The sequence below is a fragment of the Paraeggerthella sp. Marseille-Q4926 genome (assembly GCF_916618935.1).
In the GTDB taxonomy this organism is placed as follows: domain Bacteria; phylum Actinomycetota; class Coriobacteriia; order Coriobacteriales; family Eggerthellaceae; genus Paraeggerthella; species Paraeggerthella hominis.
Window position 1 is genome coordinate 516,308 of sequence record NZ_CAKAKF010000001.1, and the last position, 12,219, is coordinate 528,526.

Below are 12,219 nucleotides of genomic sequence, written 5' to 3' on the forward strand. Positions count from 1 at the left end.
CGCTTGCCGGTTGCGTTTGGTCGCGATCGCGCGCGGCGTCCCGCAAGCGCCTCGTGTTTGGGATGCGTGGGATTTTTGACGTTTGCCCGATTACCCTCGCATCGAATGCTTCTTGTGCGCTATCATTTCGGGCGAAAAAGGTGATCTGGTCTGTACGAGTTGCACAAGGATGCTGATATGACGAATTTTTTTCACGGCCGCACGGCTGTTCTGGCGGGGCACGGGTTCGATGAGAATGGCCCCTATCTGTTGATTAACGATGTGGACCGAGCGGAGCAGCTGCGCTTTTCGGTTCTGGGCAAGACTTTCTCGCTCAAGCGACTGCCGCGACGTCGCTGCGTAGGGCGTTTCGACTTGGAAACGCAGGTGAAAAGCACGTGCCCGCTCAACGTGGAGCTGCTGCCCGATGCGAAGGAAACCATGTGCCCCGCGTGTATCGAAGCCACGGGCTTCAACCCTTCGTTCTACTATGCCGACTTTATTTCCGCCCAGCAGCGCGCTTACAATCTGACGCCGCATTTCACGTACCTGGCCTATTTCTCGCCCCAGCACGTGAAGGCCGGCATCTCGTCTGAAACGCGCGGCATCGAGCGCTTGCTCGAGCAGGGCGCTCGTGCGGCTCGCATTGTGGGGCGGTTCGGCTGTGCGGACGATGCGCGCGAACTGGAAGCCGCGCTGTGTTCGCAGCAGGGCATTCTGGAAACCATGCGCGCTTCCGTGAAGACGAAGCTGCTCGTCGAGGCGCGGTTCGACTTTTCCGAGGCGAAGCGCGTGCTTGACGCTACGGCGGAGCGCTTGGGCCTTGAGGACGCCGAGCCGGCGCAGGATCTTTCGCCCTACTACTTCGGCGGCCCGTCGCCTGACGTGCACGACCTGCAGATTCCCGATGGGCACGAAGGCGAATGCGGCGGCCGTTGCATCGGCATGGTGGGCGGCGCGCTCGTTTTCGAGCAGAGCGGCACCAACTACGTGGTGGCGGTGAAGGATTGGGAGTCCCATGAGGTCGAGCTTCTAAAGGATGAGGTCATCTGCGAATACGCCTTCGAGCCTCAGCAGTTCTCGCTGTTCTAGGTTGTTCGCGGGCCGCTGTGCGGGCGGCGGCGCACGCGCTGGCGGGAGAGCGGTGGTCGTTTGGGCGGCTGACCCGCCTCCTGCTTGCGCCGCTGGCAGGCGAAGCGAGGCGCAGGGGTGCGCCATCGGTTCGTTTTTGGCTTCGAAGGGGTGTGCGTCCCTTTTGTGCATGTGCGGGTGTTTGCGATTGCCGCGCGGAGGTCTTGCCTCGATGCTGCCGGAGTGGACGAAGGCCCTACGTGTGATTGCGTGCTCGCGGCCTCCGCGCAGAGGCATTGCGACTCCTGCGCAGATGCCTTGCGCACGAAAAATCCCGTTTGCTGGCAGGTTTTGACGTTTAGGGGTCGTCAGGGCGAGCGTCCTGTCCGCCGCTGTGCGGCTTGCTTTGCGTTTCGCCTGCTCATAGCGCTGGTCTGCTGCATCGCGCGTTCGCGGGCGTTCGTCCTGCTGCTTTCGAAGACCTCAAACCGTCAAAACCTGCCAGCGAAGGCGGTTTTTCGTGCGCGCCCCCTTGCTTCGAGTTGCAAATGCCGTGTCGGTCCTTCTTGCTGCTGCTCGTGAATAGCGAGCAGGCTCCGCCGCCGCGCGCACGCGTCGAAGCTGGCGCTTCTGGCGACATGCCTTGTCGCCGCTTGCACGCAGCGCATCGCTGCTTTTGCCGGTAAACCGCTCTCGATGTGCCGTTCGCGTCGTAAAATGCAGGCAATCCCATATTCTTCTTGCTTTACTACTCTACTGTGATAAAGTACGACGCACGGGGCGGGTTCGCGACCGCAGCGTGGAGGCGCGCGGGGCAACGCAAGCCGCGCAGCAACGCAAGCCGCACGGCAACGCAAGCCGCGCCGCCACGCAGCGCGCCCGCGGCCACAACGCCGCAGCGCGCCATAACGAACAGGTGCAATGCCAAGACGAGCAGGGAAGAGGAGCCGATGAATTTCGCAACGCCGGCAGGTTTCAGAGACGTGCTGTCAGAAGAAGCGCAGCAGCGCGAGCTCATCGCACGCGCCGTGCAGGATCGGTTCGCTTCGTGCGGATACGCGCCCATCGAAACGCCCACGCTCGAAGCGATGGACGTCATGCGGGCGAGCGGCCGTCTGCCCGGATCCCCCTTCAAGTTCTTCGACTCGCAAGGCGACCTGCTGGCCATGCGTCCCGACGTAACGTTGCAAGTGGCGCGCATGGTGGCCACGCGGCTGCCGGGCCAGCCCGGGCCGTTCCGGTTCCGCTACATGCAACGCGTGTTCCGCGAGGCCGAAGTGGAGCTGCAAGCCGCCGCGCGCGAACTTACGCAGATGGGCGTCGAGTGCATCGGCGTGTCGGGCCCCGAGGCCGATGCCGAGGTGGTGGGGCTTCTCGCCGAGGCGCTTTCCCTGGCGGGCGTACGCGATTGCACCATGGCGCTTGCCACGGTGGGCGTCCTGCGCGCGCTTCTGGAGGCAAGTGGCGCGCCCGCTTGGTGGAAGGAGCAGGTGCTCGATGCGTACCACGCCTCGAACTTCGTGGAGCTCGATCGCTTGACAAGCCCCGAGGGGGCGGTCCCGCCGGTCGATCCCGTCTCGAATCCCGATCGCTTCACGGGTCGCGTCGCGGTCCCTCCGGTGTTCGCCGCCGCCATCCGCGCGCTGCCGCGCGTCCGCGGCGGCCGCGAGGCGATCGACGAGGTACGTGCGCTCGTGGCGCCGTTGGGTTGCGAAGACGGCCTGGACGACTTCGCTCGCACGTACGACCTGCTTGCGCAAGCGGGGCTCGGCGCGCGCATCCTGGTCGATTTCTCGGTCATGAGCTCGTTCGATTATTACACGGGCATCGTGTTCGAGGCGTACGCGCCGGGCGTGGGCGCGCCTTTGGGCAGCGGCGGTCGCTACGACAACATGATCGCCGCGTACGGCCAAAGCCGTCCCGCCGCCGGCTTCGCGTTCTTCCTGGAGCAGGCGATGGCCGCTGCCGCCCGCGAACGGGCGGCGGTGCCCGAGGACGAGCGTCCCCTGCGCGTCGCGGTTCCCAAGGGCTCCCTGAACCCGGGCACCATCAAGGCGCTGGCCGATGCGGGCCTGGATGTGTCGGGCCTTGCCGATTCGGGGCGCCAGCTCATCATCAGCAACCCCGGCGTGGATTACGTCATCGTGCGGCCCACTGACGCGCCCGTGTTCGTGGCGCTGGGCGCTGCCGACTGCGGCGTCTGCGGAAAGGACTCGCTTCTGGAGGCGTCCCCCGACGTCGTGGAGCTGGTGGACCTGCGGTTCGGAGCGTGCCGCTTCGTGGTGGCCGAACCTGCCGGCGCGGCCGAGGCCACGGCGGCGCACCATCGCGAGCTGGGATCCATCCGCGTGGCTACGAAGTACCCGCGCATCACGCAGGCCCACTACGCGAAAACGGGCACGCAGGTGGAGATCGTGAAGCTGCACGGCAACATCGAGCTCGCCCCCTTGACGGGCATGGCCGAGCGCATCGTGGACATCACGGCCACCGGCACCACGCTCAAGGAGAACGACCTCGTGGTGGTCGAAGAGGTGCTGTCGTCGACCGCTCGGTTCTTCGCGAACGCCTGCGCGTTTCGCACGGACGCTCGTATCGTACAATTGGCCCAGGCATTGCAGCAGGGCGCGGATGCGCCCGCGTCGCAGCAGAATGCAGAACAGGAGTAAGCCCATGCGTCGTGTTACCCTTGCACCCGGCGAAGTATTCTCGAACGCCCACCTCAAGCGCACCGGCGCTTTCAACGCCGAGGCCCTTGCGGCAGCCACCGACATCATCGCGGATGTGCGCGAGCGCGGCGACGCGGCCTTGCGCGACTACACCGAGCGCTTCGACGGCGTGCGCGTGGATGATTTCCGCGTGCCCTATGCCGACATTGCCGAAGCGGTGACCCGCGTCGACGACCGCACGGTCAAGGCGCTGCGCCAGGCAGCCGACCAGATCCGCGACTTCCACGAGCGCCAGCGCCAGCAAAGCTGGTTCACCGTGCGCGAGGACGGCGCGCTCGTGGGCAGCAAGGTGGAGCCTTTGGAGTCGGTGGGCATCTACGTGCCGGGCGGCCGCGCGCTCTATCCGTCCACCGTGCTCATGAACGCCCTGCCCGCCGCCGTGGCCGGCGTGCCGCGCATCGTGTGCGTTACGCCTCCCGCTCCCGGCGGGGGCGTGGACGCGGCCATTCTGGAGGCCTGCCGCATTTCGGGCGTGACCGAGATCTACACGGTGGGTGGCGCGCAGGCCGTAGGGGCGCTGGCGTACGGAACCGAATCCATCGAGCCGGTGGCGAAGATCACGGGTCCCGGCAACGCCTACGTGGCGGCTGCGAAGAAGATCGTCTCGGGCGATGTCGGCATCGATATGATCGCGGGCCCGTCAGAAGTGTGCGTGGTGGCCGACGCCACGGCCGATCCGGCGCTCGTGGCCATCGACCTCATGGCCCAGGCCGAGCACGACCCCTTGGCGGCGTGCTACCTGGTCACGTTCGACGAAGCGTACGCCGACGAGGTGGAGCGCATGGTCGAGCGGCACCTGGAGTCCTCCACGCGCGCCGAGATCACGGCCGCGTCCCTTGCCGACCAGGGGCTCGTGGTGGTGTGCGACAGCATGGACCAAGCGCTCGAAGCCGTGAACGTCATCGCGCCCGAGCACCTGGAGCTGCACGTCGACCACGCCTTCGATCTTTTGGGCGCCATTCGCAACGCGGGCGCTATCTTCCTGGGCGCTTGGACGCCCGAGGCTGTGGGCGACTACGTGGCCGGCCCGAACCACACGCTTCCCACGGGCGGCACGGCGCGCTACGCGAGCCCGCTCTCGGTCGACGAGTTCGTGAAGAAGTCGAGCGTCATCCAGTACTCGTCGGCTGCGCTCGCTCGCGATGCGGAAGCCGTCATGACCATCGCGAGCCATGAAGGCCTGTGGGCGCATGCGAAGAGCGTCGAGATGCGCAAGAACCTGCTGGAATGCGGGAACGTGTTCGGGGCCGGGGACGGCGGTGCCGATGCGTAGCGTACGCCTTCCTGCCCCGCAGCTGGCGAGTCTTTCGCCGTACGATCCGAAGTACCTGCCGGCCGAGGCGTTTTTGTCGGCGAACGAGAATCCGCACGACGTGAACCAGGACATACGGCACGAGATCATGCGCGAAGTGAAGCGCCTGCCGCTCAATCGCTACCCGGATCCGCTGGCCAACGACCTGCGTGACATGATCGCCGAGGCGAACGGTCTGGATCGCGATCAGGTGCTCGTGGGCAACGGAGGCGACGAGCTGCTGTTCAACATGGCTCTGGCGTGGGGCGGCCCCGGGCGCACGTTTTTGAACCTGCCGCCCACGTTCTCGGTCTACGACAACAACGCGCGCCTGACGGGCACGACGGTGGTCGACGTGCCGCGCCGGGCCGACTACTCCATCGACGAAGAGGCCGTGCTGGCGCGGGTGGCACAAGGCGACATCGATTACTTGGTGGTGACCAGCCCGAACAACCCCACGGGACAGCTGGCCGGCGAGACGTTCATGCTGGAGCTGCTCGACGCGACGGACGCGCTCGTCATGGTGGACGAGGCGTACTTCGAGTTCTCGCGGCAAACCATGCGCCCGTATCTCGATCGCCACAAGAACCTGGTGATCCTGCGCACGTTCTCGAAGGCGTTTTCCCTGGCGGGCGTGCGCATGGGCTATCTTCTGGGCGACGCGGACGTGGTTCGGGAGTTCGCCAAGGTGCGCCAGCCGTATTCGGTCGACGCGGTTTCGCAGGCGGTGGCTCGGGTGGTGTACGCGAACCGCGCGAAGTTCGAGCCCGGCATCCGGCGCATCATCGAGGAGCGGGCTCGCGTGATCGAGGGCTTGCGCAAGATTCCCGGCGTCAAGCCGTTTCCGTCGGATGCGAACTACGTGCTGTTTCGCATGGAGTCGGCGGCGCAGACCTGGCAGGCGCTGTACGATCGCGGCATCTTGGTGCGCGATCTGTCCCGGGCTGCGCATTTGGAGGATTGCCTGCGCGTGAGCATTGGAACGCCGCAGGAGAACGATCGGTTTTTGCGCGCGCTGCGCGACATCGTCATGGAGAAGAGGTAGCTATGGCCGAGCGGGGCATGCGACGTGCGCGGGTCGAGCGCGCGACGAACGAAACGGACATCAAGCTGTCCGTCGACCTGGACGGAACGGGGCGCGCCGACGTGGAGACCGGCATCGGGTTTTTCGACCACATGCTGTGCGCGTTTGGGCGGCATGGGCTGTTCGATCTGGAGGTACGCGTCAAGGGCGACCTGGAAGTGGACGGGCACCATACGGTGGAGGATGCCGGCATCGTGCTGGGGCAGGCGTTCGCCCGCGCGCTTGGCGACAAGCGCGGCATCCGTCGCTTCGGGTCGCTCATGCTTCCCATGGACGAGGCGCTGGTGTTGGCGGCGTGCGACCTTTCGGGGCGCGGGCAGCTGCACTGGGACGTGGACGTTCCTCCCGTTATGCTGGGAACGTTCGACGCAACGCTGGCCAAGGAGTTCTTCATCGCGTTCGCCGCGAACGCCGGCGTGACCTTGCACGTGCGCAAGCTGGCGGGAGAAAACGTCCACCACGTGCTGGAGGCGGCGTTCAAGGCCGTCGCGCGGGCGCTGCGCGAAGCCGTCGAAGCCGACCTGCGCGCTGCGGGCGCGCTGCCCACCACGAAGGGCGCCCTGTAGAGCGTCCCGACCGGCGAGCGGGCACCATACGCCCGCTTTCCGGCCGACCCGTATTGGCAAGCAGAGATTGGAATGCTTGAAACATGATAGCCGTTGTCGATTACCATAAAGGGAACCTGAAGAGCGTGGCGCGCGGCCTGGCTGCGGCCGGCGGCGATGCGGTCGTCACCGACGATGCGAGCGTGATAGCCCGCGCCGACGCCGTGGTGCTTCCGGGGGTGGGCGCGTTCGCCGATGCATCGGCCTCCATGCGCGCGCTGGGGCAGGCCGACGTCGTGCGGGCCCGCATCGCCGCGGGCGTTCCCTTTCTGGGCATTTGCCTGGGACAGCACCTCATGTTCGAAGAGGGCGTCGAAGGCGCGCCCGAGGCCGATGACGAAGCGTCGTCGAACAATGCGCCCGGCCTTGCCGTTCTTCCCGGCGTGGTGGCCAAGATGCCCTCCGTCGATGCGTCGGGCCGGCTTCACAAGGTGCCCCATGTGGGCTGGAACACGGTGGAGGTGACGGATCCGGCCTGCCCTTTGCTCAAAGGCGTCTCATCGGGCACTTATTTCTACTTCACGCACAGCTACGTTGCGCCTTCTGGACCCTTCGTTGCAGCTGAGACCACGCACAGCGTGCCGTTTCCCAGCGTGGTGCAGTACGGGCAGGCGGCGTTCGGCGTGCAGTTCCATCCCGAGAAAAGCTCGGACGCGGGCGCAGCACTGCTGCGCAATTTCGTCGACATCGTGAAAGGGGCGTAGCATGCATTTGCTTCCCGCTATCGACATCCTGGGCGGCAAGGCCGTCCGCCTGGCAAAGGGCGACTACAGCCAGGTGACCGTGTACAACGACGACCCCGCCGCGCAGGCGCAGCTGTTCGAGGAAGAGGGCGCGTCCTGGCTGCATGTGGTGGACCTTGACGGCGCGAAGTCGGGAGCGCCCGAGAACATTGCCATCATCGAGCGGATTCTCAAAAAGACCCTGCTCAAAGTGGAAGTGGGTGGCGGCGTTCGGTCGCTCGACACCCTTGCGCGCTTGGCGGACGCGGGCGTGTCGCGCATCGTGCTGGGCACATCGCTCGTGGCCGATCCGTCGTTTGCGGAGGCCGCGATCGACGCGTACGGCAAGCTTTTGGCTGCGGGCGTCGACGCGAAGGGCGGGGAAGTGGCCGTTTCCGGTTGGCGCGAAGGTTCGGGCGTTGCCGCCGAGGAGCTGGCTCGCCACGTTTCCCAGCTGGGATTTCGTCATCTCGTCTACACCGACATCGCACGTGACGGCATGCAGACCGGCATCGAGGCGCAGGCGTACGTGCGCATGGCGCAGGCGTTCGGGCATCCCGTGGTCGCGTCGGGCGGCGTTGCGGGCGTAGCCGACATCGAGCGCTTGGCTCCCGTTGCCGCGAGCATCGAGGGCGTCATCGCGGGCCGGGCCATCTACGAAGGCGCGCTTTCGGTTGCCGAAGGGGTGCGCGCCTGCGAGGCTGCAACGCGCGCTGCCGAAGCGGCGGCCGTACAGGCGAACCCGTGCGGCGTCGCCCTGCCGACGAAGCCGGCCATCGGCCCGGACGAGCCGCATCCGGCGCCCGTCATGCCCTGTTGATCCATGGCCACCGCCGCAGGTGCGGCGTACGATGCAGTCAAAAAGGGGATCGACAAGCTGTTCAAGGGCAAGCAAAGGTAGGACGGATGAAGAAGGATCGCCGGGCGTTTCTTGCCGACGGCGCGAACGACGGGTAGGAAAGGACAGGCATGCTAGCAAAACGGGTCATTCCCTGCATGGACGTCAAGAACGGGCGCGTGGTGAAGGGCGTCAACTTCGTGAACCTGCGCGACGCGGGCGATCCCATCGAGCTTGCCCAGCGCTACGATCAGCAGAAGGCCGACGAAGTCATCTTCTTGGACATCACCGCCACCAGCGACGACCGGGCCACTACGGTGGAACTGGCCAGCCGCGCGAGCGAGGAGTTGCACCTGCCGTACTGCGTGGGAGGCGGGTTTCGCAGTGTGGCCGACATGCGCACCATGATCGCGGCCGGTGCCGACAAGGTGTCGGTGAACTCGGCCGCCGTGGCTGATCCCGACCTGATATCCCAGGCTGCAGCGGCGTTCGGGTCGCAAGCTATCCTGTGCGCCATCGACGCGAAGAGCGTGGCGGGCAATCCGAACAAGTGGGAGGTGTACGTGGCTGGCGGCCGTAAGGCAACCGGCATCGACGCGGTGGAGTGGGCGCAGGAGGCGGTTCGGCGCGGAGCAGGGGAGATCCTGCTCACCAGCATGGATCGTGACGGCAGTCGCGACGGGTTCGACTGCGCCCTCACGCGCGCCGTGGCGCGGGCGGTGAACGTGCCCGTCATCGCAAGCGGCGGCGTGGGCAAGCTGGAGCATTTCGCCCAGGGGATCATCGAGGGAGAGGCCGACGCCGTGCTGGCCGCGAGCGTGTTCCATTTCGGCGAGCTGACGGTGCGCCAGGTGAAAGAGCACATGCGCGCGCAGGGAATCCCGGTAAGGTTGTGATCATGGACGTTTCCGCTCTTTCGTACAACGAGGCCGGCCTTGTGCCGTGCATCGTCCAAGACGCCGACACGCTTGAAGTGCTCATGATGGCGTGGATGAGCGAAGAATCCCTGCGCCTGACGCTCGAGCGCGGCGAAACCGTGTTCTGGAGCCGCAGCCGCCAAGAGCTGTGGCACAAGGGCGCCACCTCGGGAAACGTCCAGAAGCTGGTCGAACTGCGCTACGATTGCGACGCCGACACGCTGCTCGCTCTGGTGAACCCGGCCGGCCCCGCTTGCCATACCGGCGCGCGCAGCTGCTTTTACCGGGTCGTGGAATAGGGTCGCGGCGACGGCCTTTCGTCTGCGCCCTTCGCCCGGCCGCGCGCTGATCCGTAGCCGTACCTCCATCGCAAATACACGCATCGACCTCGTTTTTGCTTGAACGATATGATGACATGCGCTACCATAAAGCCAGTTCTTTTGCCTTTCAAGGAAGAAAACCCATCACATTGCATCTCATTCACGGGACTCATGCGCGCCTTCGCGCGCGTTTCACACTGATACGTCACAACATAAGGAGGACTGGGTGAAGTTTTTTCTGGACACCGCTGACCTGACCGAAATCGAGGAAGCGGCTAGTTGGGGAGCGCTCGCAGGCGTGACCACGAACCCCACGCTGTATGCGCGCACGGGCGGCAAGCTGTCCGATTTCCACAACCACATCAAGCGTATCTGCGACATCGTGGACGGACCGGTTTCCGCCGAGAGCGTAGCCATGACGCGCGACGAGATCGTGCGCGACGGCCGCGAGCTGGCCGCCATCGCCCCGAACGTGGTCGTGAAGGTTCCCACCATGGTCGAGGGCCTGGCTGCCACGCGCACGTTGGCCGACGAGGGCATTCCCGTCAACATGACGCTGTGCTTCAGCGTGCCCCAGGCCATCCTGGCCGCGCGCGCCGGCGCTCGCTACATCAGCCCGTTCGTGGGTCGCTTCGACGACATCTCCGACGACGGCCTGGACCAGCTGAGCAAGGTTGTTGCGGCTATCGGCAACTACGATTACTCCGACAACACGGTCAACCACGAGCAGGTGGAGATCATCGCCGCTTCCATCCGCAGCGCGAACCACGTGACGCAGGCGGCCCTCATGGGCGCCGACATCGCCACCGTTCCGTTCGGCGTGCTCAAGAAGATGGTTCAGCACCCGCTGACCGATCGCGGCCTGGATTCCTTCATGAAGGACTGGGAGAAAGTGCAGAACGCATGAGCGAAAACGAAGCATCGACTGCGGAGGGCGCACCCGAGGCGCCTTCCGCTCCCACTCCGCGTCGCCGCCGTTCCACAAGCGTGAGGACGAAGTCCGCGGCCAGCAAGGCGGAGAAGTCGGCGGAGCCCGCGAAGGCGGATGCAGGCGAAAAGCCCGGTAAGGAAGCTCCGTCGGCCCAAAGCGACAAGGCCGATTCGTCCGCGTCCGAGCGTCCCGCTCAGGCAAGCAAGACGCCTCGCAAGTCGACGAGGGCGAACGGCAAGGACGCGGCTTCGCAGTCTTCCGGCTCGACGAACAGGCGCTCGAACCAAGGGCAAAGCCAAAGTAACAAGGGCGGCTCCAACCAGAACAACCGCCAGCGGCAGAACAACAACAATCGCCAGAAGCAAGGCGGGCAGCAGAACGGCGGCAACCAGAACTTCCGCCGCCAGCGCCGTCCTCACAGCAATCAGGGCGGTCGCGAAATGCAGCCCAGCGTGTCGCGCGACGATCTGAACAAGCTCAAGGTTGCCGAGCTGCGCGAAAAGGCAGCGGAGCTGCAGATCGACGTGACGGGCCTCAAGAAGGCCGAGCTGGTCGAAGCCGTGTTCGAGGCAAGCGTCAAGGCCGAGGGCTTCATCGAGGTGTCCGGCATCCTGGACATCCTGGCCGACGGCTACGGCTTCCTGCGCACCCAGGGCTACCTTCCCAGCGAGTCGGACTGCTACGTGGGATTGTCCACCATTCGCCGCAACGGCCTGCGCAAAGGCGATCTGGTAAGCGGCCAGACGCGCCCGGCGCGCGAGAACGAGAAGTACGCGGCCATCCAGAAGGTCACGTCCGTCAACGGCACGCCCATCGAAGAGCTGGGCAACCGCGTGCGCTTCGGCGACCTCACGCCGGTCTATCCGGACGAGTGCCTCAGCATGGAACACGGCAAGAACACCGTCACGGCGCGCGTCATCGACCTGGTCAGCCCCATTGGCAAGGGTCAGCGCGGCCTGATCGTCAGCCCCCCGAAGGCGGGCAAGACCACTATCCTCAAAGACATCGCGGCGGCCATCAGCGCGAACAACCCCGAAGTGCACCTCATGTGCCTGCTGGTGGACGAACGCCCCGAAGAAGTCACCGACATGGAGCGCTCCATCAAGGGCGAGGTCATCTCCTCGACCTTCGACATGCCCACCGAAAACCACATTGCCGTGTCCGAGCTGGTCATCGAGCGCGCGAAGCGCCTGGTGGAATGCGGCAAGGACGTCGTCGTGCTGCTGGACTCGCTCACGCGTCTGGCGCGCGCCTACAACCTGGCGCAGCCGGCGTCGGGCCGCATCCTGTCCGGCGGCGTGGACTCGACGGCGCTCTATCCGCCCAAGCGCTTCCTGGGCGCCGCGCGCAACATCGAGCACGGCGGAAGCCTGACCATCCTGGCGTCGGCCTTGGTGGACACGGGCTCGAAGATGGACGAGGTCATCTTCGAGGAATTCAAGGGCACGGGCAACATGGAGCTCAAGCTGGACCGCAATCTGGCCGATCGCCGCATCTTCCCGGCCATCGATCCGGTGGCGTCGGGCACGCGCAAAGAGGACCTGCTGCTTGATCCGCAGGAGGCGCCGCTCATCTGGGCCGTTCGCCGCATCCTGGCCAACACGAACAGCACCGAGCGCGCCATGGACATGCTCATCAAGTCGCTCAAGCAGACCGAAACCAACCAGGAGTTCTTGGTTCGCACCGCCAAGAAGGCGCAGCATACCAAGGCCGACGGCACGGTGGAGTTCTAAGC

The 12,219-nt window shown here is 65.6% G+C and carries 11 protein-coding genes; all 11 read left to right on the top strand.

Annotation, left to right across the window (positions count from 1 at the left end):
- The first annotated feature begins 177 nt into the window (after positions 1–177).
- Complete coding sequence (locus tag LG373_RS02105) at positions 178–1,071, top strand: DUF2797 domain-containing protein (protein ID WP_216529778.1); 894 nt, start codon at positions 178–180, stop codon at positions 1,069–1,071.
- A gap of 929 nt (positions 1,072–2,000) precedes the next feature.
- On the top strand, positions 2,001–3,716 hold the full coding sequence (hisZ, locus tag LG373_RS02110; RefSeq protein WP_216529779.1) for an ATP phosphoribosyltransferase regulatory subunit: 1,716 nt from the start codon (positions 2,001–2,003) through the stop codon (positions 3,714–3,716).
- 4 nt (positions 3,717–3,720) lie between these two features.
- Complete coding sequence (hisD, locus tag LG373_RS02115) at positions 3,721–5,049, top strand: histidinol dehydrogenase (RefSeq protein ID WP_225748853.1); 1,329 nt, start codon at positions 3,721–3,723, stop codon at positions 5,047–5,049.
- A complete protein-coding gene (gene hisC / locus LG373_RS02120) occupies positions 5,042–6,112 on the top strand; it encodes a histidinol-phosphate transaminase (RefSeq protein ID WP_216529781.1) in 1,071 nt (356 codons plus the stop codon). Before hisD ends, hisC begins: the two co-directional genes overlap by 8 nt.
- A 2-nt stretch (positions 6,113–6,114) precedes the next feature.
- Positions 6,115–6,717 (top strand): imidazoleglycerol-phosphate dehydratase HisB, encoded by a 603-nt coding sequence (gene hisB, locus LG373_RS02125; RefSeq protein WP_301282396.1) that lies wholly within the window; start codon positions 6,115–6,117, stop codon positions 6,715–6,717.
- Between the two features lie 83 nt (positions 6,718–6,800).
- On the top strand, positions 6,801–7,460 hold the full coding sequence (hisH, locus tag LG373_RS02130) for an imidazole glycerol phosphate synthase subunit HisH (RefSeq protein ID WP_114567864.1): 660 nt from the start codon (positions 6,801–6,803) through the stop codon (positions 7,458–7,460).
- 1 nt (position 7,461) lies between these two features.
- Positions 7,462–8,298 carry a 1-(5-phosphoribosyl)-5-[(5-phosphoribosylamino)methylideneamino]imidazole-4-carboxamide isomerase gene (gene hisA, locus LG373_RS02135; protein ID WP_114567865.1) on the top strand — a complete coding sequence of 279 codons (837 nt, stop codon included), beginning with the start codon at positions 7,462–7,464 and terminating at the stop codon, positions 8,296–8,298.
- A gap of 149 nt (positions 8,299–8,447) precedes the next feature.
- A complete protein-coding gene (hisF, locus tag LG373_RS02140; RefSeq protein ID WP_114567866.1) occupies positions 8,448–9,212 on the top strand; it encodes an imidazole glycerol phosphate synthase subunit HisF in 765 nt (254 codons plus the stop codon).
- Positions 9,213–9,214: 2 nt separating this feature from the next.
- Entirely contained in the window at positions 9,215–9,532 is a 318-nt protein-coding gene (hisI, locus tag LG373_RS02145) for a phosphoribosyl-AMP cyclohydrolase (RefSeq protein ID WP_114567891.1), read from the top strand.
- Between the two features lie 247 nt (positions 9,533–9,779).
- Positions 9,780–10,460, top strand: a complete 681-nt coding sequence (fsa, locus tag LG373_RS02150; RefSeq protein WP_114567867.1) for a fructose-6-phosphate aldolase — start codon at positions 9,780–9,782, stop codon at positions 10,458–10,460.
- Positions 10,457–12,217, top strand: a complete 1,761-nt coding sequence (rho, locus tag LG373_RS02155) for a transcription termination factor Rho (RefSeq protein WP_225748854.1) — start codon at positions 10,457–10,459, stop codon at positions 12,215–12,217. The genes fsa and rho overlap by 4 nt, the downstream gene beginning before the upstream one ends.
- The last annotated feature ends 2 nt before the right edge of the window (positions 12,218–12,219 follow it).